Annotated in this window: 21 protein-coding genes; 9 read left to right on the forward strand and 12 right to left on the reverse strand. The window is 59.4% G+C overall.

The genetic code is table 11. The features are described from left to right. The first annotated feature begins 12 nt into the window (after positions 1-12). From IH944_01670 to IH944_01680, 3 genes are read left to right on the forward strand one after another with little or no spacing between them, the layout of a single operon-like run. Entirely contained in the window at positions 13-1,350 is a 1,338-nt protein-coding gene (locus IH944_01670) for a dihydroorotase (protein MCH7903257.1), read from the forward strand. Then, positions 1,338-1,781 carry a hypothetical protein gene (locus tag IH944_01675; GenBank protein MCH7903258.1) on the forward strand — a complete coding sequence of 148 codons (444 nt, stop codon included), beginning with the start codon at positions 1,338-1,340 and terminating at the stop codon, positions 1,779-1,781. Before IH944_01670 ends, IH944_01675 begins: the two co-directional genes overlap by 13 nt. 21 nt (positions 1,782-1,802) lie before the next feature. Further along, the gene (locus IH944_01680; protein MCH7903259.1) at positions 1,803-2,405 is read left to right on the forward strand and encodes a 2,3-bisphosphoglycerate-dependent phosphoglycerate mutase; all 603 of its coding nucleotides are present in this window, start codon (positions 1,803-1,805) and stop codon (positions 2,403-2,405) included. On the opposite strand, the gene IH944_01685 is transcribed toward IH944_01680, so the two are convergent. Further along, positions 2,402-2,947 carry a peptidylprolyl isomerase gene (locus IH944_01685; GenBank protein MCH7903260.1) on the reverse strand — a complete coding sequence of 182 codons (546 nt, stop codon included), beginning with the start codon at positions 2,945-2,947 and terminating at the stop codon, positions 2,402-2,404. The genes IH944_01680 and IH944_01685 overlap by 4 nt on opposite strands. Before the next feature lie 67 nt (positions 2,948-3,014). Here IH944_01685 and IH944_01690 point away from each other — a divergent pair, with 67 nt between their 5' ends. Continuing rightward, on the forward strand, positions 3,015-4,115 hold the full coding sequence (locus IH944_01690; protein ID MCH7903261.1) for a diguanylate cyclase: 1,101 nt from the start codon (positions 3,015-3,017) through the stop codon (positions 4,113-4,115). 2 nt (positions 4,116-4,117) lie between these two features. Here IH944_01690 and IH944_01695 read toward each other — a convergent pair whose 3' ends face one another. Together IH944_01695 and IH944_01700 are read right to left on the reverse strand one after the other, a co-directional pair. Beyond that, positions 4,118-4,279, reverse strand: coding sequence for a hypothetical protein (locus IH944_01695; GenBank protein MCH7903262.1), 162 nt, complete (start codon positions 4,277-4,279; stop codon positions 4,118-4,120). A gap of 92 nt (positions 4,280-4,371) precedes the next feature. Then, positions 4,372-8,718, reverse strand: a complete 4,347-nt coding sequence (locus tag IH944_01700) for an SBBP repeat-containing protein (protein MCH7903263.1) — start codon at positions 8,716-8,718, stop codon at positions 4,372-4,374. Positions 8,719-9,084: 366 nt separating this feature from the next. On the opposite strand from IH944_01700, the gene IH944_01705 reads away from it, so the two are divergent. Together IH944_01705 and IH944_01710 are read left to right on the forward strand one after the other, a co-directional pair. Then, complete coding sequence (locus tag IH944_01705; protein MCH7903264.1) at positions 9,085-9,294, forward strand: hypothetical protein; 210 nt, start codon at positions 9,085-9,087, stop codon at positions 9,292-9,294. Positions 9,295-9,312: 18 nt separating this feature from the next. After that, entirely contained in the window at positions 9,313-9,687 is a 375-nt protein-coding gene (locus tag IH944_01710; protein ID MCH7903265.1) for a hypothetical protein, read from the forward strand. Here IH944_01710 and IH944_01715 read toward each other — a convergent pair. The 5 genes from IH944_01715 to IH944_01735 all read right to left on the reverse strand — a co-directional run bounded on the left by IH944_01715 (position 9,684) and on the right by IH944_01735 (position 14,485). Further along, on the reverse strand, positions 9,684-10,172 hold the full coding sequence (locus IH944_01715) for a hypothetical protein (protein MCH7903266.1): 489 nt from the start codon (positions 10,170-10,172) through the stop codon (positions 9,684-9,686). The genes IH944_01710 and IH944_01715 overlap by 4 nt on opposite strands. A 3-nt stretch (positions 10,173-10,175) precedes the next feature. Beyond that, positions 10,176-11,681 (reverse strand): M20/M25/M40 family metallo-hydrolase, encoded by a 1,506-nt coding sequence (locus tag IH944_01720; GenBank protein ID MCH7903267.1) that lies wholly within the window; start codon positions 11,679-11,681, stop codon positions 10,176-10,178. Positions 11,682-11,755: 74 nt separating this feature from the next. Then, positions 11,756-13,219 (reverse strand): PH domain-containing protein, encoded by a 1,464-nt coding sequence (locus IH944_01725; GenBank protein ID MCH7903268.1) that lies wholly within the window; start codon positions 13,217-13,219, stop codon positions 11,756-11,758. Further along, positions 13,212-13,793 (reverse strand): PH domain-containing protein, encoded by a 582-nt coding sequence (locus IH944_01730; protein ID MCH7903269.1) that lies wholly within the window; start codon positions 13,791-13,793, stop codon positions 13,212-13,214. The genes IH944_01725 and IH944_01730 overlap by 8 nt, the downstream gene beginning before the upstream one ends. Positions 13,794-13,828: 35 nt before the next feature. After that, positions 13,829-14,485: a hypothetical protein gene (locus IH944_01735; GenBank protein ID MCH7903270.1), complete on the reverse strand. Its 657-nt coding sequence runs from the start codon at positions 14,483-14,485 to the stop codon at positions 13,829-13,831. A 113-nt stretch (positions 14,486-14,598) separates the two neighbouring features. Between IH944_01735 and IH944_01740 the strand changes: the two genes are divergently transcribed. The 3 genes from IH944_01740 (at position 14,599) to IH944_01750 (ending at position 17,588) form a co-directional block, all read left to right on the forward strand. Beyond that, positions 14,599-15,483 (forward strand): HDOD domain-containing protein, encoded by an 885-nt coding sequence (locus tag IH944_01740; GenBank protein MCH7903271.1) that lies wholly within the window; start codon positions 14,599-14,601, stop codon positions 15,481-15,483. Between the two features lie 113 nt (positions 15,484-15,596). Next, complete coding sequence (locus IH944_01745) at positions 15,597-15,974, forward strand: hypothetical protein (protein ID MCH7903272.1); 378 nt, start codon at positions 15,597-15,599, stop codon at positions 15,972-15,974. Between the two features lie 141 nt (positions 15,975-16,115). Next, complete coding sequence (locus tag IH944_01750; protein MCH7903273.1) at positions 16,116-17,588, forward strand: diguanylate cyclase; 1,473 nt, start codon at positions 16,116-16,118, stop codon at positions 17,586-17,588. On the opposite strand, the gene IH944_01755 is transcribed toward IH944_01750, so the two are convergent. From IH944_01755 to IH944_01770, 4 genes are all read right to left on the reverse strand, one after another. Continuing rightward, positions 17,585-18,745, reverse strand: coding sequence for a hypothetical protein (locus tag IH944_01755; protein ID MCH7903274.1), 1,161 nt, complete (start codon positions 18,743-18,745; stop codon positions 17,585-17,587). The two genes, IH944_01750 and IH944_01755, sit on opposite strands and share 4 nt — an antisense overlap. A 148-nt stretch (positions 18,746-18,893) precedes the next feature. Beyond that, positions 18,894-22,400 carry a chromosome segregation protein SMC gene (gene smc / locus IH944_01760; protein MCH7903275.1) on the reverse strand — a complete coding sequence of 1,169 codons (3,507 nt, stop codon included), beginning with the start codon at positions 22,398-22,400 and terminating at the stop codon, positions 18,894-18,896. A gap of 55 nt (positions 22,401-22,455) precedes the next feature. Beyond that, positions 22,456-23,115, reverse strand: coding sequence for a flavin reductase family protein (locus IH944_01765; GenBank protein MCH7903276.1), 660 nt, complete (start codon positions 23,113-23,115; stop codon positions 22,456-22,458). 1 nt (position 23,116) lies between these two features. Continuing rightward, the gene (locus IH944_01770; GenBank protein MCH7903277.1) at positions 23,117-23,908 is read right to left on the reverse strand and encodes a dienelactone hydrolase family protein; all 792 of its coding nucleotides are present in this window, start codon (positions 23,906-23,908) and stop codon (positions 23,117-23,119) included. Positions 23,909-24,070 lie beyond the last annotated feature (162 nt).

Genomic DNA, 24,070 nt, shown 5'->3' on the forward strand with positions numbered 1-24,070 from the left:
ATGATGAGGGGGATGCCAGCGGAGTTTGATCTGATCGTCAGAGGTGGCGTCGTCGTGAGTTCCGCTGGCCGAAACGACGCCGACGTTGGGATTCAAGGCGGCAAAATCGTGGCCGTCGGCGATCTGAGAGAATCGACTGCGGTGCGCGAAATCTCGGCGCAGGGCTTGCACGTCCTGCCAGGTGTGATCGACACACAGGTTCATTTTAGGGAGCCGGGCCTAACGCACAAGGAGGACATCGAGACCGGCTCGCGCGCGGCGGTGATGGGCGGCGTGACGACGTACTTCGAGATGCCGAACACGAATCCGGCCACGACGACGCGGGAGGCGCTTGAGGGCAAGCTTGCACGGGCGAAAGGCAGGTCGTGGGCGAACTACGCGTTCTTCATCGGCGCCTCGGCGCAGAACGTCGATGAGCTGGCCGCTCTTGAAATGCTGCCTGGCACTCCGGGTGTGAAGCTGTTCATCGGCAGTTCGACCGGCGACCTGCTCGTCGAAGAGGACGAGCTGATCGCAAGGATTCTGGAGGCGGGGGTCAGGCCGTGCGCCGTTCATGCAGAAGATGAGGCGCGGCTTAGAGAACGCAAGTCGCTTCTTTCAGACAACCCGCATGTTCGGGAGCATCCATTTATCAGAGATGAGGAGGTGGCGCTCTTAGCGACGAAGCGAATGATCGCGCTGTGCAAGAGAACCGGACGCCCCGTGCACATTCTTCACATTTCTACGTGGCAGGAGTTCGCAATCCTGGTTAAGGCGAAAGGAAACAGGCTACCAGTTACCTGCGAAGTAACGCCTCAGCATCTGTCGCTCAACGCCGAGGCGTACGAGGCGCTGGGAACTCTCGTGCAAATGAACCCGCCGATCCGAGACGAAGAACACAGGCGGGAGCTATGGTCTGGTGTTTCTGTAGGGCTGTTCGACGTGTTCGGCAGCGACCACGCGCCGCACACGCTGGAGGAGAAGCAGCAGCCGTATCCGAAATCGCCGAGCGGGATGCCGGGCGTGCAGACGATGCTTCCCATCCTGCTGGACTGGGTGCACCGCAGCAAACTTGAGCTAGAGAAGGTAGTCAAGATGACCGCTGAGCGACCAGCGGAGCTATTCGGGATCGCTGGAAAGGGACACATCGCCCCAGGCTACGACGCGGACCTTGCGGTCGTTGATCTGGAAGAGGAGTTCGAGGTGACTAAGTACTGGATTCAGAGCAAGTGCCGGTGGAGCCCGTTCGAGGGCCAGTTTCTAATCGGCAAGCCTGTGCACACGATCGTGAACGGCGTCGCAGTCGTGTCGAACGGCGTGATCGTTGGCGAACCGGCAGGCAGAATGGTGGAGTTCACATGGAAGAACTGATCCTGGGATTCGACTACGTGATCTGGGGGAACAAGAAGTGGATCGAGATTCTGGATCGCTTTCCTGACCGTGCGCGCGCCGAGGAGATTCTGCGGCACATGTCGTACTGGCAGCGACGGTGGCTGCAGCGCGCCTCGCTGCACATCACAGGTGAAGACGTCGATCTGCTGCGCGGTTTGCGGGTTGGAGAGGCTTTGGAACAAGGCGCTCGTGATTGGCAGTCGTTCCTGCTGGTGCATGCGGACCAGGACGTCGCGTTCACGCGCGATGACGGCGTGGATCACGTGACGCCGCTGCACTGCATCGCGCAACAGCTCGTGTTCCACAGCGCGTACCACAGAGGCCAGTTGCGCGGCCTGGCCGAAGCCCAAGGCTTGGAGGAGTTCCCCGACACCGACTGGTTCTACTTCTGCAACGATCCAAATCGATAGCCCGGTATCCTTGACCCGTCAATGGCAAAGCTGATCTTGATCCGGCATGGGCAGTCGCTCTGGAACTTCGAGAACCGATTCACCGGCTGGGTGGACGTTCCTTTGACCGAGAAGGGCGAGCAGGAGGCGAGGGAGGCCGGAGAGAAGATAAAGGGCGTCAGCATCGACATCGCCTACACGAGCGCGCTGCTACGCGCCCAGGACACGCTGACCATCGTGATGCAGGTCGCGGGGCTCGACGTCCCCGTCATCCGCGACCAAGCGCTGAACGAGCGCGACTACGGCGACCTCTGCGGCCTGAACAAGGCAGAGACCGCAGAAAAGTTCGGCGCGGAGCAGGTCCACATCTGGCGCAGGAGCTACGACGTCAACCCGCCAGGGGGCGAGTCGCTAAAGGACACCAGAGCGAGAACTCTTCCGTTCTTCGAGCGGGCGATCATGGGCGACATCAACCATGGCAAGGACGTGCTGGTCGTCGCGCACGGCAACAGCAACCGCGCGATCATCATGGCACTAGAGAACCTCACCCCCGAACAGATACTGAAGACCGAGGTCGGGACCGGCGTGCCGTACGTCTACGACTTGGAGCAGGACGGCAGGGTAAAGAGCAAGACCGTTCTCTAGCGCTTGCGCCGAATCCAAATGATCGGGTCGCCGCGACGAATCTTCTTGATCCGGTCGATCCCAACCGTCACTTTGCCAAATACGCAGTACTTGTGATCGAGCCGGCTGTTGTCCTCAAGGTTGATGAAGAACTGGCTGTCGCCCGTGTCGCTGGCAGGTGACTCCAGGGCCATGCCCACGGTGCCCGGCAGGTGGCTGATGTCGTTGTCCTCGAAAGGAACGGTCTTCCCCGATCCGCCGTCGCCGAGCCCCTCGACCTGTCCGTACGAGCCCACCGGTGCAGCCAGGGCCTCCTCGCGGGTCCAGGTCTTGCTCTCCGGGTCTCCGGTCTGCGCCACCCACCCGTCGACGACCCGGTGGAACAGCATGCCGTTGTAGAACTTGCGATCGACCAATTCAAGGAAGTGCTTGACAAGCTTGGGCGCCTCCTTTGGGTACAGCTCGATCTCATAGACCCCGCGCTGGTAGACCATCATCTCTACCACCGGGAGTTCGTCAGCGACAGCCGAGCCGGCCGCTAGGTACAAAATCACGCCAATCATGCAGTCAGCATAGCCCATATCATTGCCGTTGCAGTCAGCCCGTAGAGCAACCGATAATTCGAATTGCATGTCCTTGTTTCGCAAAAAGCAACCTGTTCTCCGTCCGTCTAGCTGGGAGGAGCTTGACGAGGCCGTCCTCCGCGAACGCATCACGCCTCTGGTCGCGTACGTTGCGGCCGCGCTCGAAGCCTCGCAAGGCCTAGTAATTTCGCCGGGCTCGGAGAACAGCAAGGTGTTCATAAAAGTGGCGAACGAGTTGACCGCACACCTCCTGGACGGCCCATCGTCGGCACGCGACATCGACGGCGCTCGCAAAGAGTTCAGCGACGCTGCCCAGGAACTCGGGGCATGGCAGAGAGAAGAGATCGCGGCGTTTCAACAAGAGACCGCAGAAGCCCTGCGCGAACTTATTGGATCAGCCCGCACAGCCCTCGATGGCCAAGACGAGACTCTCGACGACTTCGACCGCATGAACAAGAACCTGGAGCACGCTGCGAGCAGCGACGACATCACGCAGTTTAGGGAGATCGTTCGCAACGAAATCAAGAGAGCTGTTTCGATCGTCGAAAGCCAGCGCAAGCGTCACGATGAACTGAAAGAGGAACTCACCGACACGATGGAGATGATGGAGAAGAAGCTCGACGCAGTTCGAGGAGCCGGCAGCAAGGATTATCTGACGGAGTGTGCCAGCCGCGCAGCGCTGGACTTTTACCTCGCCGCTATCTGTAAGAAAGCGCAAGTCGAGCAGCGTCTGTACAGCATTGCGATGATCGACCTCGACGACTTCAAGGGCATCAACGATCTTTGGGGTCATCAGGAGGGGGACAACGCGCTCGGGCACTTTGTCAAAATCGTGAAACGGTCCTTGCCGTCTCGCGCGTTTGTCGGTCGATACGGTGGCGACGAGTTCGTCGTGGTCGCAAGCATGCCGGAAGAGGACCTGACGAAAAAGATGAGCAAATTGCTCCAGAACGTGCGCGCGACGAAGATCAAGGTGGAAGGGGTCGATGGCGCGACGCTATCGCTCTCTGCCAGTGCAGGCGTGACCGAGATTCGTGAGCACGACTCCCTTGACTCCGTTCTGCGGCGAGCGGATGAGGCTCTGTTCACCGCCAAGCAGCTGGGAAAAGGGCGAGTGTGCCGCGCTTCGGAAACTCGGGCTGCTTGAGCTCAGCCGAGCTCTTGTTCCAGCGCCTCGAGCTTCTCTTTGATCGACTCGGCCAGCTCCTCCACGTCTTGCTGATCCTGCTCGCTGCGCAATCGAGCAATGGCGCCCATCAACGCCATCCCGGAAAGAACACCCACTACGAACCAGCCCAACTGCTTGCCCACGCGATTGTTTTACCTCACGCTCCGAAATGCCAAGCGCCCGGTCGCTCTTGTGGCGAACCGGGCGCTCGTTTCAGGCCTATTGTCGGTGGTTGCTACGGCTTGATGTACAGATAGCCGGATGAGAACATCGGGCTGGCTGGTGGTCCAGCTGTAAACCTCACCGCGATCATGCGCGACACAGGCACCGTTATGACCGTAAAGTTTGCGGACGACTGACCCTCGGGGATCGTAACCGTGAGTACACCAAATTGGTCTGCACCGACAATCACAGCCAGCAGTAGGTTGTGGCTCATGATTTCGATCGTCAGTCCACCCACAGGTGCGGGTTGATCGAGGGTCACGGTGCCGATCGCGTTATTGCCACCGAGCACGCGCGGAGGCGCGAACGTGATGCCTGAGATGACCGGCGCGCGGACTGTCAGCGTCGCGTTAATAACCGAGGATTCCAACGTCGCCGTTATCGTCTCGACAGAGTCGAACGAGACCGCGAATGTGGTGATCGTGAACGAGGCCGTATCAGACCCTTCGGGGACGTTGACCAGCGTCGGCACGGCCGCCGCAGAGCCTGGCACTGCGGCCAAGAGCACGTCCAAACCACCTTCTGGCGCAGTGATCGCCAAAGTGACCGTGCCTGTCGCAGGCGTCGGCCCCGTAACGGTGCTCGGATCGATCACCAGGCTGACGATGCCTGGCGTCTTGACGGTCATGGTCGCGCTTGCGAAGACCGCAGGACTGGCCTCAGCTCTGATCACCACTCCCTGATCGCTCTGAACCTTCAGGGTCGTGACGTCGAAGTCGAACGTCGTAGCGCCACCCGGGACATCGACTGTCGCCGGCACGGTGGCCGCTTCAGGCCTTGTAGACGACAACGTGAGCGTCAATCCTGTCGGCGGTGCCGCAGGTGCGAACGTGACGGTGCCAACCGAGTTATCGACTCCGCCCACGACCACAATTGGATCGAGAGTCAGATCGATCACAAGCGTTCGAACCGTCACCGTTTCTGTTTGAGTCGTGAACCCGAGTTTGCTAACCGACAGCGTCGTGACTTCGTCAGCGCTCACGACCTCTGTCGTAAACATGAATTCAGGGCTGATCAGCTCTCCAGGTTCTATCGTTATCGTCGAAACTGACAACGTGCCTGCTGCTGGGTTCGAATTGTCCAGATCGACCGTGAATCCGCCAGCACCGGCAGCGCGCGTCAGCCGCACAACGACCGTAAGCACTGTGCCACCGATCACGTCTGTTGCCGGCGAAACCACCAACTGAGCTATGTCGATGTCGTCGATGAACAGAGTGCCGTCCACCGATGTGACCGTGTCGCTGGCGTTCAAGGTCACCGCCGACGGGCTGGGCACGAACGGAGCTGTCACGGCGAAGTTGACCTCCGACTCCTGCGCGGGGATAACTACCGTCTGCGGAAGGGCGTTGCCTTCAACGAGCGCGCCCGTCGCGCCGCTGACGTACGTTATGTCGATCGTGCGGTTGATGCCCGATTTGCCGGACAACCTCACAGTGGCGACAGTGTCTTCGCCGCCGTTCACACGCGTCGGCAAGAAGCTCAATATCTGCACTGTGGCAGGCGTCAGCGAGGCGAAGGCGTCTTTACCAACCCCGAGCAGCGACCCGGTGATCGTCAAGTTTTGGGCTGTCGTCACGCCGGAGGTCTCCAGCAGGATCGACGATGTTTGGGCGCCTGCCGGCACGGTCAACTGCGCCGGGACCGGCAGCGTCACCAGATCCGGGCGGTCGGTCGTCAACTGTACGGTCACCGCATCCATCGCCACCTGGAACAACGTCACACGTGCAGTCAGCTGATTGCCGCCAACGATTTCTGATGGCGAGATAGAGAAGTCATCTAGCCACGGCTTGATGGTCAGGCGGTCTTCGACGAAGTCGTTGTCGAGGGTCACCCGAACATCGCTGATCGATTGTGACGTGACCGGCAGCGAGAACACCGTCAGGGTCGTCGTTGTCGTATCGACAGCTATCGTGAATATCAGAGTCGTCGAGCCCGGATCCACATCGAACGAAGTCGCAGCCGGATTCGAGAGCGTTGCGGTTAGCGTCACGCCGCCTGGCGGGGCTGGGTCGCGCAGATTAACCGTCACTGTGGACGTCACGCCGAGTCCGCCGGCCATCTCATTCGGATCCAGCGAAATGCTGTCGAGGATCGGCAATCCAACGCGGAGCTTGATCGCCCAGCCGTCTTGGTTGGCGCCAACGTTTCTCTTGAACGCGTTGTTCGTAATATAGGGGCCTAAGCCCGTCGGCAATTGCTGCTGGCCGTCTGCATTGTAAACGACCGTCGTGTCACCGACTAGCCACGTTGCGCCGACCACGTCGACGATGATGTCGTTGACGATCTCGTCGCCGCACTCGCCGATGTAGTCCGAGTACAGCAAGTCCGAGCCGGCCGCGTTCATGAACATCACGAACCCATCGACAGACGATGGAAAAGCACTGGGAGTGTTCGGATCCGGGTTGTTCGGCGGAAAGACAAGATTGTCGCCGCAATCGTACACGCCGTCGAGTCCATCGACGATCGGGATCGATCCCGGAATGGTGTTCGCTATGCCAAACGGATTAGGATGGATGAAGCCGACGACGCCGCCGATAATGGCGATTCCACGGTCATCAACTGCGATCTCCATCGGTATGACGTTGCCGGTCGTGCGCAGGCCGGTCGAGTACAGAATCGCCGCTCCGTCCGCCTTGATCTTGGTCGCAAACGACTTGGTCGCGGTAGAGAAATTCTCGTCGTACGCGCCGTGGTTTCGCGGGAAGTCGAACGACTCCGTCCGCCCAGTCACGTAGATGTCCCCTAACTGGTCAACGGCGACGTCAGCGATATCCTCTAGGTTCGCGCCGCCGAGGAGACTCGAGAACTGTGTAGACCCTCCGGAGTTCATCTTGACGATGAACGTCTCGTCGTTGCGGATGAAACGTCCGTTTTCGTATACGCCGGCAGTCGTTGGGAAGGTTGGCGGCGACGTTACGCCAGTATCCTCTGTGCCTGTGAACGGGAAGAAGCCGACGAAGATCACGTTATCGTCGCTGTCCACCGCGAGGCCGGTCAAAGTGTCGTCCTCAGCACCGCCTACCAACTTCTGGTAACCGATGTTTGCGGAGCCGTCAAGGGACGTAACAAAGCCGTCAACGCCACCGCCAGCGAATGCCAGGAAGTCGGTGAACGCGCCAAGATCAGCGTTGTCCGCCATGCCAGCGATGTAAACCACGCCGGACTGCGAGACCTTCATATCTACCCACTCCATGCTTGGGCCAGCGGCGACGTAATAGCTGGAGAACAGCGGCGTCACAACGCCCGCGGCATCGACCGAGAACTTGGTCAAGAAGATATCTGTAACGTTCACGAGCGCAGTGCCGTTCGAAACGCCTGGGAAGTCAGACGATTCAGTCGTACCGCCGATCCACAGTTCGCCAGTGCTGTTAACCAAGCCGATACCTAAGGCGGATTCCGTACCGCTGCCGCCGATGTAGGCTGCGTAGCTCATCGTGTAGGCGTCGCCCGCTAAGCGAACCAGGAAAATATCTTGAGCGCCGTTCAGCGAGAAGCCGTACGGGCCGTCTGTTATAGGGAACGTGATCGAGGTGGTCGAGCCCGTCATGAACAGGTTTCCGTTCTCATCCGCGACGCTGGTAGCCAGCGTCTCCCAACCAGTCGAGGCAAACGTCGCGTCGCTGCCGACGTACGTCCCGTAGACGAGGGGGTCGATGATGAGCGGAAGCCTGTGATCGTAGTCGCCGATCTCAAAGCCGACCCGATTTGGGCCAAGCAGTATGAATCGAGCGTCAACGACCTTTCTGGCGTTGCCGATCGGCTGGTAGGCAAACGGGCGCGAGTTTTCGATCGTGCCGAGATCGGTGTAAATCCACAACTCGCCGTCGCGGGTGAGCTCGATGCCGTCCGCTCCGGTCACGTCATACATCACTTGGGCTGGGTCGGCACCCGGTTCTATAACGATGTCGAAGCGATTCTTGTAGCTGTCGAAGTAGTTTCGGAGATGAACACCTGGGTAGATCGAGGTTGCGTACGCTTCGGTGAACGTCTGGACTCCGCGCGCGTGCCGCGAAGGGTCCGAGCCGATCAGAAAGTCCAACGTGACCTCGGCGGGGCCGTAGCCGAACGGCTGCGTCAGCTTAGAGGCGCCGACGAAGTTCAGGCTGACAACGTGGCCGACGCGGCGCAGTCCAGCGCCTGCCTCGCCCAAGCCCCCGCCGCCACCAAAAGTGCCGTCCTTCTCGAAGCCGTAAAAATCTATCGTGATGCCGTTCTTCGTCACCCAATAATCCAGTCCAGGCGACTTGGCAAGGTACAGCGCACGGGAATCCCACTGGCCCCGATTCTCGATAAACGTCTTGGCTAGTCTCTGCTGGAATGAAGATCCTGGGTTTGGCGGAGGCGTCCCGCCTTGTCCCATTGCGATTCCACTCGTCACGAAGACACATGCCGCTAACAACAAGCTGCGTTGAAACATATCTCTCAAACTCACACTCATCGACCCACTCCAATACTGACAGCGAGCTACGCTTTGGCCAAGCCCACGAGTCGAATCACGAACTCGCCCAAGGTAACAGGCCCGCGCAGACATACGCCCGACGCAGGTCGCCAGTACTCGACGGCAAGTGTAACTCATTCAAGGGACGGAAGGATACGTTTGATTGGTTCGACGCGCGAAAGAATCCGGTTCTTGTTGGCCAGTTAGGCACCGGGGAACCGGTTCCAGATGCCTAGAAACGCCCAATTTCAGGTGAACTCTTGCCGGTCTGGACCGTTTTGACGGTTGATGACACTACGATGGACGATCCTCTTGGCCAGCCTGGCAGTTGGGCTGACAGCCGGGGCAAGCGAGCAGCGCCGGGCTGACGTTCGATTGAAGGAGGGCGATAAGGCTCCGAATTTCAAGTTGAACATCCTTCACTCTGAAAAGACGTTTGAGCTGAAGAGCAACTTCGGAGAGCGGCCCACTATTCTCATTTTCGGCAGCTACACGTGACCGCCTTTCCGCTCCCAGGTGGGAGCGCTCGAAAAGTGGTTCGACGAGTACAAGGACAGGGCAGACTTTCGGATAGTGTACATTCGGGAAGCCCATCCGAGCGACGGCCGGCGGGCTAGAGGGAACAACCGATCCGGCATCAACGTAAAATCGCCGACAACGCTCGATGAGAGAACTGAGATTGCCACGGTTTGCGCCACTGAGCTTAAGATCAGCATTCCGATCATCATCGATGGATTGGACGACAAGGTCGGGACGGAGTACGGCGGCTGGCCAGATCGAATCTATGTCATTGGCACAGACGGCAAGATCGTCTATCAGAGCGGCCCGGGACCACGCGGATTCAAGCCTCAGGAAGCGAAGAAGGCCCTGACAGAGTACTTGAAGAGCTAGTCGTCCGCCTCGTCGATGCGGACGTAGACGCGTTCGGCCTGGCCGACATTGGGGTCGTGCTGGCGAAGCAAGTATTCGCCAGCATCGTCTTTTTCCAGGTCGAACACGTACTGCTTATCTAAGGTGTCGAGATACTCGTTCGTGTTGCCCTGCATATCTCCGCTCATCTCTGCGAAGCTCTCGCGAGTCAGCTCGCCCATCCTTTCGACCCGCATTTTGACCAGTCCATCGACGAAGGTGTACGTGCCGGAAAGCGCTGGCAAGCCCGGCTCTTGGAACGTCATATCATCGCTCAGGGTGAGGATCATCCCGCCGATCGGATTTCCGTCAGGATCGAGCAGCTGCCACGACCCGGCGACTGATCCCAGCGTGGTCTCTCGCTGAGCGCAACCTAGGCACAGCGCGCACAGCGCCACAACCGCCACGCCGCCGAGCCAACGCTTGGCACCGCGCAATCCTGCAAAACCGACCGTCCGACGTCTCATTGCCTAGTCGTCGATGACCTCTCTCGTTATCAATCCAGGGAGCTGACCTATTCTCTGCACGACGATGTAGTTGAGCCGGGCTGCGCTCACGATCTTGTCGAAGTTGATCTTGTCGATCGTGTCCGTGGCCTTGTGGTAGTCAGGGTGAAAACCGCTGAACAGGAACGTGATCGGCACGCCCTTTTCCGCGAATTTGTAGTGGTCGCTGCGCCGATACACGTCCTCTTCGTCGTATTCGAACTCGAACTGGATGTAATCGTTCGCAGCGATGGTCATGTTGTGCAGCTGCGTTGAGATCCTCTTGCTGCCGATCAGGTGAATCGTGTTGACGTTGTCCTCGGGAGCGTCGTCCGACTTCTCCTCGTTTCGACCGACCATGTCCATTTGCAGCAGGCAGGACATGTCTTCGAGCGGCATGAGCGGGTTCGCCGCGTAGTATCCGGACCCGACCAGCCCTTTCTCCTCCCCGGTGAACGCCATGAATACTACGCTGCGCTTGGGCTTGAGTTCGTTCGTGGTCAGGGCCTTAGCAACCAAGAGCATGGCCGTGGTGCCGGAGCCGTCGTCGTCTGCTCCCGGCTGTATCACGCCGTTGAGGATTCCGTTGTGGTCCAGGTGCGCACCGACACCGATGTACTGGTGCCTCAGCTTGGGGTCGGAGCCCTCTAGTTTCGCCAACACGTTTGGAACGTAGATATCTTCAGCCATCACATCGACGCTTACGTCGAGCGTCCCGTTGCCCGCCGCGTAGACGACGGCTCTGCTACCAGTCGACCCCGATGCAGTGATGGACGGAGCGACCCCCATCGCGATTGCCAAGTCTTTGGCGGCGGAGCGAGTTATGCTGAGCGACGACCGTCGGCGCGAGGAGCGCAGCGTCGCACCGTGACCACGTCGAACAGATGGCGAAGGCGCAACGATCTCATCCCGAACGTAGATTCTGACAGCAGCTCCGGAGCGGTTCATAGCCGTGCGAAAGCTGCCAGACACGTCGTTCTCAACGATGACGACCGCCTTCCCCTCCAAGTCTAGATTCTCCGGCAACTCTGCGGAGTCGCCTTTCGCGTTGATGAACACGACCTCGCCGTTGAACTTCCAAACCCTGATGGACGAGCTTCCAAAGTCGGAGCCAAAGTTGCGCAAGAACCCGTTCGGACCGGAGATCGATGACGTTGCCAGATTCACGCTGGTGCGAGTGAACGGCACGTTCTGGAAGTACGTTCCGTTTTCGCCGGCTGGCGCAAGCCCCATCATCTCGAACTGCCTTGCGACCCAGTACGCTGCGAGCATGAACCCGTCTTGGCCGGTTCCTCTTCCGGCGCACTCCGGGCCTGCGAGGAACGTCAGCCACTCGCGAGCCAGGTCCGTGTCGATGGCGTTGAAGCCGTTCGCGTACTCGGCTGGCGGGTCGATGATGCCGTCGTACTGTGCATCAACTAGTGCGGCAGGAGCGGCGGCGCCACAGACAGCCGTGGCCAGTCCAAGTGTTCGAAATAGTGAGCAACGCATAACACCAATTCTCCGACAGCCGTAGGCTTCCAGACACTTGTACCCCCTGCGAGTCGCGATTTGTTACCGGAAAGCTACAAACCGTCGCCCGTGGGACGGCCGGTCCGGATGCTTCTTTGGTGTGCTAAGTCGGCGAGATTTTCGGCGTCCGCACTCCTCAGATCGATCACGGAGGCCACCGAGCCTGGCCCGCTCGCACCAGTAAATAGGCTGACGGAGATCAAGTCCAGCCTTCGCTGGAACGGACTCTGTCTCATGGTTACCGCCTGGATCTTTTCGTGCGGCACGTACCAAGTCCACCTGTTGAGAAGGCCGAGCCGCGACCCCAACACCTTTTCACCGATCCCGTAAGCCAGCGTCTTGTACGCGATGACCCCGGTAAGCCACGCGAGCAGTGCGGCCGGAATCAGTGCATAAAACGCGACAGGGCCGAAGAAAAAGCTCGAAACTGCGATCAGGACTCCGAAGCCGACAAGCCTGACTTGAAAGTGCTTTCGCACCGTCCGCTTGCTGACGGGCTTCCAGATCAACGGCTGATCAAGCTTGTCCGGCAGAACTGAGCGAGCTATCGTTGGAAGCCTCTTTGACTCGAGCAGGGGGCTGACGAGCGACGAGCCCCCCATATCCTTCTCGCTAAAGGAGCCTGCGGTCTCGACGTAGAGCTTGCACAGCTTCAGCGCCCGCTGGATGAGCGTCTCCGTGGTCCGCATCACCTGCACTCTGCTCAGAGGAACGACGCTCTCCACCTGCGTCAGCAGACCGTACTTGCGCCTCAGACGGCCGTCTTCGCGCGTCAGCACGAAGTTGCCGTATGTGACGAATGTCGAGACGATCGAGAACAAGCAGCCGACTACCAGTAGGATGACGATCGAGGCCGTCACCAGCGCCCACATCTCGATGCCAGTATCCAAGAATCGCTGGCGGATGGGGGCCAGTTGACCTTGGAAGAAAAACGAGAGTCCCGCCAGAGATCCCATGATCGCCAGCGCGCGATTCTCCGTCACGCCTGCCAAGATCAACTCCCTTTGCGTAATCCGATAGACGCTCTTCGGCGCGCTGTAACCGCCTTGCGCTGGATCATCAGGTTTTGTTTGCTCGATGTGTTGCGCCAGTTGCTTTCTGACACGCGCCGCCTCTTCGAGGTCCAGCGCCGACAGCGATGCCTCTGTGCCAATGCCCGCCGCTGTCTCGATCCGCAGATCGACGAGGCCGAGTATCCGGTGCACGACCGTCCTCTGCAGGTTGATGTTCTGGATTCTATCGAGAGGGATGGTTCTGTTCTGCCGGACAAAAATGCCCGAGCGGATGTGCAAGTGCCCGTTGTGGATTGCAAACGTGTAGGAGTAGTACCGTGCCACGGCAGCGAGAACGGCGACTCCGCCCAACGCCTCTATCCAGAAATTCTCCGCGCTCCCTTCGCCGCTGGTAATGCGCTGATAGGCCAAGAACGCAAAGAAAATGATCCATCTTCCAACAACCTTGAACAACTCCACGACGATCGTCAGAGGGTGCAGCCTGCGAAATACCGGCTCAGACATCCGTGGAGCCCCCGTCCTGAGGGTCGAACTGCGACTCTCGAGCAGCGACAGGAGGCACGTCCTCACCAACGAATGGCGGCGGTTGGACCTGCGCATCTTCGAGCCTCAATAGCTGTCGACGAAGTCGATCGGCCTCAGCCGTTGCCAGGCCCGGAATCGTCGCAACAGCCCCTGCCCGGCCACCAACGAATACGCTCAGAATCGCCAGCCCCAGCATTCTCGAGATCGGTCCAGCGGTCACGTCGACGTGTTGGATACGAACGCGCGGCACGTACGCTCTCGTTCTCCAATAGATACCGTAGGCGACGCACAGGTCCGCATCCCCCAACCTGTACCGCCAGAAGTGGAATCTGCGACCGACCAAGTACTGAAGCCAGCCGGCGAAAGCCACAGCGAGTACGATCATCGCAACGCCTTTCGGAAAAGGCAACGGGTCAAATGCGCCGTGGAACGCGAAGTCCACTGGTATCAGCAACCCACCGACGACAAGCGACGATATGGCAGCCTCGATGCGCCAAAGCCGCTTCACATTGATATCGAGACTCGACCACTCTTTATCGAGATCGTCGTTCATGCCTCAGCTATTGTACGGCGTAATCGCCTAGCACGCTACACCAGTCGCAACGGTTTTGGAGACGCGTACTGTGAATTGTCGTAAAACGGAACGCCGAGAACGTGCGCAAACCGCTGTCCGAGCACCAGCAGTCTGCTGCAGCCGAAGTTGAGCGGCTGCCCAGCCCTGCACAGCATCTGGTCTCGCTCAACGATGAGCAACGGCTCGGCCTGCCCCTTCCAGTACACCACCAGCCGATATATCACGACTCTGCTCGCAGGAAGGACGGACAACTCCTCTGTCAGCAGCACAACGGCGTCTAATTCGATCAGCGACCCGCGCTTTCCACGCCGAAACGCAGCGCCGCCCTCCCTCCGATAGTACGTTCTTGAGCGCAGGTCGCACAGCATATACTCCGACGAAAGCAAGGCCCAGAATCCAGACATGATCAACGCTGGACCGAGCCAGACTCCGATTGCGAAGCTAAAGATCGAACCTATCACCGGCAGTGGAACCAGGAGCGAGGCCAGCACGAGGGCGCCCGCAAGAAAACAGCCCGCGACCAACACTTGGTACCACTGCGGCGGCGCGAACAAAAGCCGCTTGTTTTCGCCCCAAAACCGGCCGGAAAGCGGAGTTTCCAGTCCGATTTTGCCGCGCTGCCGCGGAGGGCGGCCCTCCGCCCCGGTACGATTTTCTGGCCCAGCCTGCATCGTGCGTTGACAACTATACAAGCTTCGTCGCTGATACTAGCAATTCTGCCTGTTCTCAACGGTTGTGTCGTGAGCATTATGAGGATGTGGAACCTAATAGGAGGAAGGGCTGGATGACGAATCACGAAGAGTATCGCCAAATTCAAGAGAGATTTGAAGGCGCAAGCTCCTTGCCGCAGCTGCCGAAGTCTCCTTTGGCGCTCAGCAAGATGCTGGAGTCAGCCGATTCGTCTCCTCGAGAAATCGAGGTTCTGATACTTTCCGACCCTGCTTTGACAGCGGGGCTCCTGCGGGTCGCATCTTCGGCGTTCCATGGCAGATCGAAACCGGTTACGACGGTTCGCGAGTCGATCTTGGTCCTCGGCTTCCGTGCGCTACGAAGTATGGCGATTGCCCTTTGGACACAAGCGTTGATCGTTGAGGCCAGCAAGAGATCGTTCTTCGACTCCAAGCGATTCACCAAGAACGGCAGCTTCGTGGGATTCCTGTCAAGCGCCTTGTACACGCATTCGACCAATGAGAGACAGCCGATGGACTGGGTGCCTGAAGAGGTTTATGCAGGCGGCGTGCTGCAGAACATCCCTTTTGGACTGCTTGCAGTGCTTCACCCGCGCGCGTTCAACGCCGTCTACGTACTGGCAAAGGAGAACAACTGGTCGCTGGAACAGGGGTTCCGGAGTCGATACTCTGTCGAGTTGGCGGAGCTTGCGCCGGCTGCGGCTAAGTCTCTCGGCTTGCCAGAGCTATTTGAGATCGTGATCTCCAACGCGCACAACCCGGAAGGGGCGATGGATCACTTCCGTCCGATGGCCTGCCTGCACTACGCGCGCACCATGGCCGACGCACGACAGTTCGGCTTGCAGCGCTGGGCCGTTGAGTTCGCCGTTTCTGGTGCGGTCCTAGAGGAGATCGACGTTCCACAGGATGTCGTGGATCAGATGATCGATGAGGCTCGGAGGCACGTGGTTCTTTACTGCCCTGCCTCGTCTGTGGCTTAACTTCCACGTTCGCTTGGTATGCTTAACGCGTACCGACACCGGACATGATCTGCCCGCATTGCGAACACGATAACGACAGCAGCGCCGTGAATTGCGCCGGGTGCGGCGCTGAGTTGGCGAAACGCGTACCTGACAAGGACGGCGTCTTCTACTGCTATCGGCACCGAACGGTCGAGACGCGGCTGAGATGCGGTCGGTGCGGACGTCCGATCTGCACGCGCTGCGCGATGCTCGGCCACGCAGGCCCCCGATGCCCCGAATGCGGCAAGGCCAATATCCCGATCCGGACCCGCGCGATCGGGTTCGAAGTTGGAAGAACCTTCAAGAACATCTACCGCGGACCGAGAAGCATGTTCGCCTGGATCATTACGGCGGTGCTGGTTTTCACGGTTTTTCGAGCATGCAGTGCCGTCCGGCGCAACCAACAGCGACCCCCGATCGAGCCTGAGCACAGGCAAGACGCGTTTGGTGAACCTGACGGCACCAATTAGCCGCTTGCCTCTGTAGCGACAACTATTAGGAATTGAGGCAGAATCAGCAATGAATCTAGCCTGAAATGCCAAAGATATCCCTTGGCGAACCCGGGTTCAGGCGAAGTAAGAGTCGTTCGGTCCGCGCTGAGTTGGCGAAGCATGGGAAGTACTGGTGAAAATCCGCCGCATTCCGGCAAATACGAGCGCGCACCGATTTCTGCCGCAGATGAAATCCAAGATCGGCTCGCCGTTTACGAGCGCGCTGCGAGCCGTTTTGAGGAGCTGTTTCACGGATTGCCCATAGCGTGCTTCACATACAATCACGATGGCAAGATCATCGAATGGAACGACGCCGCCACCAAGCTTTGGGGTCTTGAGGCGCACATCGCTGCGCTAGCCAGCATATTCGACGTGATCTTCCGGCCTGAAGATCGTGATCTGAGGCGTTCGCTCCACGCCGACGTACTCTCCGGCAAGCGGATAGAGCAGTTTGAAATCGAAACCGTCACACAGGGCGGGGAGTGTCGATGGGTTCTCTTAAGTGAAATCCCGTGCAAGAGTCGAGACGGCAAGGTTGTCGGTGGCCTGTCGGCCAGCCTTGACATCACGTCGCGACGGAAATCAGAGGCCGAGCTGAAAGCAAGTCGCAATCTCTTCGGCACGTCCATCGAAGTGATGCAAGGCGGCGTGTTCATTCTCACCGCTGAAGGGCGAATCGACATCGCCAATCCACGAGCAGGTGAAATCCTCGGAAAATCGGTGGAAGAGTTGGTCGGCTCCAATCTCCCTGATGCCATCCCAGGAGCGATCAAGGAGAATGGTGAGCTGTTTGCGGCAGACGAGCTCCCATCTCAACGCTCGATCGCAAATGGCGAGAGCTTTACCGACGTCGTCATTGGATTCAAATGCGAAGCCGACGAGACCGTTTGGATCAATCTGAAGTCAACGCCGATCGTCGAATGCGAAAGCGAGCCACCAACCGGTGCCGTGGTCTGCTTCTCAGACATCACATTGCGCTTAGAGCACATCAACGAGATTGAGGATAGCCTCAGGCAAATCCGCGACCTCAACGTGATCATGGAGTTGCAGCATCTAGAGTTGGAGGACGCAAACGCAAAGCTCGAGGGGCTGGCTCACAAAGACGGGCTTACGGGGCTCGCTAACCACCGCGCGTTCCAAGACTTCTTGGATCAACAGCTTCAAATGGCGCTGGCTTTCAAACATGATCTGTCTGTGATCCTGCTCGACGTGGACCATTTCAAGTTCTTCAACGACGAATTCGGACATCTGGAGGGCGATAACGTTCTGAAAAAAGTCGCCGACATTTTGAGCAAGTCAGCCAGGGACAGTGATCTAGTCGCGCGATACGGCGGAGAAGAATTCATCATCGTGCTGCCAAACACGAGTAGCGAAGATGCGAGGAAGGTAGGTGAGCGCTTCCGCAAGAGCATTGAGCGCCACGAATGGACGCCAGCGGCAGTCAGAGCAAGCTTCGGAATCACGACGCTCGACAATCGAAAGCTCTCCAAAGTCGATCTTATCGACGAGGCTGACCGAGCGCTCTACTGGTCAAAGGAGAACGGCAGGAATCGGTCCACGCACTACGCCGATATCGTAGACAAAGCCGCCTAGCCTCGCACGCCTCCAGCCATCGCTGCGATCACAAGATTCAGATCGACTCCGAGGGTCGCCGTCGCGATCTCTTGCAACTGTGGCTGCGGTCCGATGAAGTGAAACGTCCTGTGAAAATGGGTGACTGATTCGCCCGGACCGATGGCGATCGCAGGCGAACTGGACTCCAACTCGTAGAACGGTCCAAGCGGCGGCTCATCCTCCGACGGCGGGCCGTCGTTGTAGCTGTTGACTACGTCGCCGCCGTACGGCTCGTCCTGAAGCTCCCACATCGAATTGACGTAGTCAGTCGCGCCCTCTGGCAACGTGTACTCGACGATCGTGAGCAACTGCCGCCACGGATCGTAGCTGCCGACGAACGAGCGAGCGCGTTGGGGACCGATTCCGATCTTGCTGCGATACGCGCCGTCCGCTTTGAAGAACAGGACGTCGTCTCGAACTACCAGCCGGTCTTCCGGGACCTTGCCGAAGTACTCGTCATTCACCTTTTTGCCGAGATCTTCCTCCGAGCCGGCGATAAACGGCATCGTTACGACAGTGGTGTCCGAGTGCTTGAACATGCCCAAAATCCAAATCGACAGCAACCCTGTCTCGCGCGTCCAGGCTGTATCGCCCGTGTTCGACAACGTGCTCTTCGACTCATACGCGACCATGGACAGCTTTTCGCTCGGACGCACGCCCAAGAATCGCTCGACGTCGTCCGCATCGAGCAGACGGACGGACCGCTCGATCCCTACGTTGAACACGGTTCCGCTGTAGTTCTCGAGCGTTCCACTGGCCTCGAACGATACCTCTGTCTCACTCTGCGACACGACGGCGTACGGAGCGGTGTCGATCAGCTCGGGCGTCTGCCAATCATCAAATATGAATTCGTCGCCTTCTTTGAAAAAGATACCGAACTGCCCTCCCTCGGGCCCGATCCAAAACCGGTCTTCCCCGCCGAAAACGTTGATGTGCGGGACGAGTTCCCCGCTCTTGATGAACTCGTAGTTGATGAACCCGTTGCCGACGCCGGACTTTGCGTTCGACGTGCTGGTCATCACGCGGCCCTGATAAGCTGGCGCAACTGCAATTGCGGGGCCGTCTCCACCGCCGAGCACGACTAGATCGTTCATGTGCTCTTCTAGGAACTTCACATCGTCCGCAAACGTGACCACGCCTGAATCACCTGCACTCGCGCCACCAGCGGTTCCGTTGTCCTTGCCCCCTCCGCAGCCGATTGCCAGACCAAAAACTGCAAGTATCAGAACCCATTGCGTGTTACCCATTCTCCGCGTCCTCCGCTCGAGCGGAGTATATCCCGGATCACCCTTTCACGTACGCTTTCGCAGGTATCAGCCCGTCCTGTCTGGCCTCTGGCAGCACGCACGGAACCACGACCGAGACTCCTGGCTCTTGCATCGTCACGCCGAACCACACGTCGGCAGCCGCGATCGTCACCGGGTTGTGCGTGATCAGAATGAACTGGGAGTTCACAGTGAACTCGCGCAGAAGAGAGATGTACCGCTCGACGTTCCGTCCGTCGAGGGGCGCATCGACCTCATCGAGGATGACGAGTGGGCTTGGCTTGACCTTGAGCAGAGCGAAGATGAACGCCGTTGCGGCCAGCGCCCTCTCCCCGCCGCTCAACAGCTCCAGCCGCTGCCGCCTCTTTCCTGGCACGGTCACCCTGATGTCGACTCCTGAATCCAAGGGGTGCTTCGGATCGAGCAGAGCGATCTCCACCTCTCCGCCGTCGAACAGCTTCCGGAAAGTCTCGCCGAACGCGACCTGGAGCTTGGCGAACGTGGCTTCAAACCTGTCCTGAGTCAACAGATCCAACTCGTTTATGCTCTCCTTGATCTCGGCCATGCCAGACAGGATGTCCTGGCTCTGCGCCGTCAACTCTTCGTGCCGCTCGGTGAGTCTCTCGAACGCCTCTATCGCGCCCAAGTTGACGTCGCCCATCTCCTTCAACTCTCGCCGGAGCCTTGGCACCAGCTGTCTGGCGTCGGCAGGGATCTCGGTTTTGGGCGCGCGATTGACCGCATCGATCTCGGTCACGCCGTACTCTTCGACCAAGCGCTGCGCGGTGGCGGTTCTGCGGGTATCGAGCCGCACACGCTTGACCTCTGCCCGATGAGCTTGTTCGGCGAAGGTCTGGGCGCCGACCTGGGCAGCCTTTGCTTCCTTTGCCGCGACCGCGCCAGCCTCGACCACTTCCGTCTTCTTGGTCGCAAGACCGCTCAGTCGGCTCTCAGTATTCTCGACCGATTTTTCAGCCGCTTCAATGCGCGTTTCGGTTTCGAGGATCAACTTTCGCTGACGCTCCCTGTCCGGCTCAAGGTTGGCGGTGCGCCTTCGTTGCACGGCCTGTGCGTCGGTCAGATTCCGAACACGAACCTCGATGTCGGTCCGCCGCTGCTTCGCTTCTGCAGCCCTTGCATCCGCCTCGTGCAACCTGACCTCGGCGCCCTCTGCGTCGGCAGACTTTGCGACGAGGCTCTTGAGGATTTCGTCTCTCTGCCGCTCTACTTTCGTCGCGTCGATCTCGCTCTCGTCAACCGCAGGTTCTGCCTGTATCGAATCGCGCTCAGCCTCAAGCTTCTCTTGTCCCCTCACGGTGGCTTGCAGCTCATGGCGAAGGTTCAGCAGCCACGACTTCGACTCGTCGTGCTGGACGACCAAGCCATCGGCTGTCTTTCGCGCCTCGTCGAGCTTTGCTCCGTGCTCGGCTCGCGCTTGCTCGCAACTCTCACGGTCGGCTTCGAGCAGTTCGAGCTCCTTCGTCAGCTCGACGATCTTACTCTCGACCTTGTGCAAATCCGCAATCCTTCGAACGACGCCAGTGCCGCCGTTGGCCGTCTCGCCTCCCGTGATCGATCCGGACGCGTGGACGACGTCTCCTTCTAGCGACACGAGGCAAGTAAAACCGGTTTCCTTGGCAAGTTCGAGGCTCGTCGCAAGGGTGTCGGTGACGACGACCCCGTCCAAGACTGAATCGACGATCTGCCGGTGCGCGTCGTCGCACTTGACCAGCTCGCTGGCTAGACCGATCACACCCGGGTGCTGCAGCAACGTCGTTTTCCGCGCTGTTTGCGGCCGCGTCCAAACGAGCGACAGCGGTCTGAACGTCGCTCGGCCGAGCTTTTGCGACTTCAGCAGCTCCACTGCGTTTTGAGCGTGCTTCAGGTCTCTAACTATTAGATCGTTCGCTGCGGCGCCAAGAGCGACTTCTACCGCTGGGGCGTACTCCGAGTCCACTTCCAAGCACTCGCCGAGCGGCAAGTACGATCCGCGCAAAGCCCCGCTTTCGACTGCGCTCATGATCGCCAGAGCGCCTTGCGCCAAACCTTCGTGCGCGTCGATCGTCGATTGGAGGCCGCTTCGGCGACCATCGAGGACGGCAAGCTCGTTCATCAGCCTGCGGACTTTCGCAGCGCACTCCTCCTCCTTCTCCCTCAACTGCTTCAGAGACGCAACAGCGGATTCGATCTTTGACTTGGAACTCGCTACTGCGCCGTCAATCTCCTCGAACGCCTTCTCGCCGTCCTGAATTGCTTTCTCGATGTCCGGGATACCGTCTTGGATGCCCGTCAGCTCGACTTCGATCGCGCTCAGGCGCTCGAGCTTGTGCGCTCGCTCCAGCTCGGCGCGCTGGCTTCTGGCCGTGGCCTCGCGTACGACGACCAGCTCTTTTTCAATCTCTGCAAGCTGTTTCGCCAACCCTCTGGCTTCTTGGTCTGCGCCAGAGAGGTCAACGCGCAATGCGCTCAGCGCGTCGGCCTCTCTCTTCTCGGCCTCGACAGCCTTCTCCAAATCGATCGCGGCGTCCTTGATCTGCCGGTCTGCCTGCTCTGAATCCGCGCCGAGGCTGGTTTCCAGCACGCTAAGGCTCTCCAGTCGGCTTTGCGCTACCTGCCGCTCGGCAATCGTCCTTTCGAGGGCGGTCCTCTCCTCTTGGTACTTCTGCCGCAGCGCATCCAGGTCGGTGTCCAACTGCACGATCTTGGAGGCTGTTGTGGCGGCTTCGCGCTCGAGCTCTTCTGCCCGGGTCGTCTCCTGCTCGACCATCTTGGTCGCGCCGACCAGTTGCTCGTCTACTTCCTTGAGCTGGGTGACGATCTTTGCGACCTCGTGGATGAGCATGCCGGATTCCATCGACCGCAACGACGTCATCGCCTGCTTGTACCGCCGCGCCGTCTCGGCCTCATTTTTCAGCGGCTCGCGTTGAGTCTCGATCTCCGATACGATGTCGTGCACCCTGTCCAGATGATCTTGGGCGGAGTCCAAACGGCGAAGCGACTCGGTCCTGCGCACGCGGTACCGCATGACTCCAGCCGCCTCGTCGATCCAATTTCGACGCTGCTCGGGGGATGCAGCCAGCGCCTGGTCGATTTCCTGCTGGCCGACGATCGCATAACCTGCCCGGCCGAGTCCCGAATCGGAAAGGAGGTCAACGACATCTCTGAGTCGGCACGTGCGCCCGTTGATTCGGTAGTTGCTGTCGCCGCGCCGGGTGACCCGTCGCGTCAGCGAGACCTCGGGAGCGTCCAACGGCAACGCGCCGTCCTCGTTGTCGAACGTCAGCGTGACTTCGGCAAAGCCAAGCGCTTTCCGGCGGCCTGAGCCGGCAAAGATCACGTCAGCGCTCGTCTTGGCGCGCAAGCTACTGGTCTTCGCCTCGCCGAGTCCCCAGAGGATGGCGTCGACGATGTTCGACTTGCCGCAGCCGTTCGGCCCGACGATCGCCGTAAGGTCCGCGTCGACCTCGACCTCGGTCCTATCCGCAAACGTCTTGAATCCGTAGATGCTCACGCGCTTCAGCTTCATGCGCGGCACCTTCCCGTAGAACTAGGCAAATCCAACGATATCACAACCATTCCAGTTACTCAGCGGACGATTCGGACGGCCCCTTTGGACGTGGCATTTCAAAGAAATTTCCATCCGCGAGATTCAAATAGTCGGGGCCCCCGAGTCGGGCGATCGGCTCGAACCGCCTCAACAGCTTGGCACTTTGATCGACCAACTCATCGGCGACGTGGGCAATCAGCGCCTCGCCGATCACGTAGACCGCCGCGCTCGGACCGTCGCCGTGATGAACGATCTGGTGCAGCCTGCACTCGAACTGCGCGGCGCTTTCTTTTACGCGGGCAGGTTTCACAACCGTGCTCTCCTCTGGGGAAAACCCTGAGACCTGCCATTCGTCGAAGTCGCTGTCAAAGCTGATCCCGGCCTCGTTGATCCCTTTGGCCATCGCGAAGTCGACGAGGTTTACAACGAACTCGCCGTTCGCCCGCACGTTCTGCAGGCTGTCCTTCTCGTCCCCATTCTTCTTGATCAGCGGGCAGAACATCAGGCTCGGCGGGTTGATTCCTCCGACCATGAAGAAGCTGAACGGCGCCAGATTTGGAACTCCGTCTTCGCTAACTGTGCTGACGAGCCCGATCGGCCGCGGAACGACCAAGCCGACGAGAAGGTCGTAACGCCGGCTCGCCTCAAGGTCTTGTAGATCAAACGAGTGCCGACCGGATGCGACGGTGGCCATCCTAGGCCAGCTGCCTCCGGAAAAACTTCAGCATCGCGGCCCACGAATCCTCTGCGGCCTCCTGGTCGTACACATCTGGCCTGTCGCTGTTAAAGAACGCGTGGTGGCAGCCGCGGTACGTCTTGAAGTAGTGCTCCTTGCCGAGCTCTGAGAGGTTCATATCGAGCACGGAGACTTGGGCGGGCCAGACGTGCTCGTCGCGCTCGGCGAAGAACCCCATCACCGGCGCCCGCAGGTCCTCTAGCTTCGGATGCACGTTCGGATGGATGCCGTAGTAGTCGACGCAGGCCCCGATCTTCGGGTTGATCGACGCTGCGAAGAGGCTCAACTGACCGCCCATGCAAAAGCCAACCACGCCGACCTTTTCGCCAGTTGTGGCCTCGTGTGCAAGCAACGCCTCGACCGCGCCTTGGATGACCCTCTCTGCCTCGGGTACGTCCAGCGCCATCATGAGCGACCCGGCTTCGTCAGGTTCGTCCGTGTGCTTGCCGTGGTAGAAGTCCGGAGCAAGCGCGGTGAATCCCTCTTTCGAGAACCTATCAGCGACGTCTTTGATGTGCCCTACCAGCCCCCACCACTCCTGAATCACGATCACGCCCGGACCGCTGCCGGTCTCGCTGGGGGCGAGATAGCCGGAGTACGGCTGACCGTTTCCACTGAACTCGAAGGACGTGCCGCCCACGTCTTCATTCTGATTGGTCGGACGGGTTTGCGGCAACGGTAGTTTTCCACAGGGGGTGAACAGAGAATGCGGAGGGCTGAATGCTAAATGCTGAATGGGGGAATCTTGCATGCCTCAGGACGCGCCTTTCTTGGGAACTCGGCATTGCACAGTGCCAAGTCCGGAGGCTTTGCGCTTGGACGACGACAGAAAGCCTCAGGACGTGATCACTGAATTTGTTATCCCTGCACTTGCCCGTCCTGAGGCATGAAACGACCAAGCGACGCTTACAGC

Source organism: Armatimonadota bacterium, assembly GCA_022563855.1.
GTDB lineage: Bacteria > Armatimonadota > Fimbriimonadia > Fimbriimonadales > Fimbriimonadaceae > JADFMN01.

What these genes read in the sequence shown, in the direction of transcription:
- IH944_01670 (MCH7903257.1), top strand. Translation starts at nt 13, where the DNA reads ATGCCAGCGGAGTTTGATCTGATCGTCAGAGGTGGCGTCGTCGTGAGT.
- IH944_01675 (MCH7903258.1), top strand. Translation starts at nt 1,338, where the DNA reads ATGGAAGAACTGATCCTGGGATTCGACTACGTGATCTGGGGGAACAAG.
- IH944_01680 (MCH7903259.1), top strand. Translation starts at nt 1,803, where the DNA reads ATGGCAAAGCTGATCTTGATCCGGCATGGGCAGTCGCTCTGGAACTTC.
- IH944_01685 (MCH7903260.1), bottom strand. Translation starts at nt 2,947, where the DNA reads ATGATTGGCGTGATTTTGTACCTAGCGGCCGGCTCGGCTGTCGCTGAC.
- IH944_01690 (MCH7903261.1), top strand. Translation starts at nt 3,015, where the DNA reads ATGTCCTTGTTTCGCAAAAAGCAACCTGTTCTCCGTCCGTCTAGCTGG.
- IH944_01700 (MCH7903263.1), bottom strand. Translation starts at nt 8,718, where the DNA reads ATGGGACAAGGCGGGACGCCTCCGCCAAACCCAGGATCTTCATTCCAG.
- IH944_01705 (MCH7903264.1), top strand. Translation starts at nt 9,085, where the DNA reads ATGACACTACGATGGACGATCCTCTTGGCCAGCCTGGCAGTTGGGCTG.
- IH944_01715 (MCH7903266.1), bottom strand. Translation starts at nt 10,172, where the DNA reads ATGAGACGTCGGACGGTCGGTTTTGCAGGATTGCGCGGTGCCAAGCGT.
- IH944_01720 (MCH7903267.1), bottom strand. Translation starts at nt 11,681, where the DNA reads ATGCGTTGCTCACTATTTCGAACACTTGGACTGGCCACGGCTGTCTGT.
- IH944_01725 (MCH7903268.1), bottom strand. Translation starts at nt 13,219, where the DNA reads ATGTCTGAGCCGGTATTTCGCAGGCTGCACCCTCTGACGATCGTCGTG.
- IH944_01730 (MCH7903269.1), bottom strand. Translation starts at nt 13,793, where the DNA reads ATGAACGACGATCTCGATAAAGAGTGGTCGAGTCTCGATATCAATGTG.
- IH944_01735 (MCH7903270.1), bottom strand. Translation starts at nt 14,485, where the DNA reads ATGCAGGCTGGGCCAGAAAATCGTACCGGGGCGGAGGGCCGCCCTCCG.
- IH944_01740 (MCH7903271.1), top strand. Translation starts at nt 14,599, where the DNA reads ATGACGAATCACGAAGAGTATCGCCAAATTCAAGAGAGATTTGAAGGC.
- IH944_01750 (MCH7903273.1), top strand. Translation starts at nt 16,116, where the DNA reads ATGGGAAGTACTGGTGAAAATCCGCCGCATTCCGGCAAATACGAGCGC.
- smc (MCH7903275.1), bottom strand. Translation starts at nt 22,400, where the DNA reads ATGAAGCTGAAGCGCGTGAGCATCTACGGATTCAAGACGTTTGCGGAT.
- IH944_01765 (MCH7903276.1), bottom strand. Translation starts at nt 23,115, where the DNA reads ATGGCCACCGTCGCATCCGGTCGGCACTCGTTTGATCTACAAGACCTT.
- IH944_01770 (MCH7903277.1), bottom strand. Translation starts at nt 23,908, where the DNA reads ATGCAAGATTCCCCCATTCAGCATTTAGCATTCAGCCCTCCGCATTCT.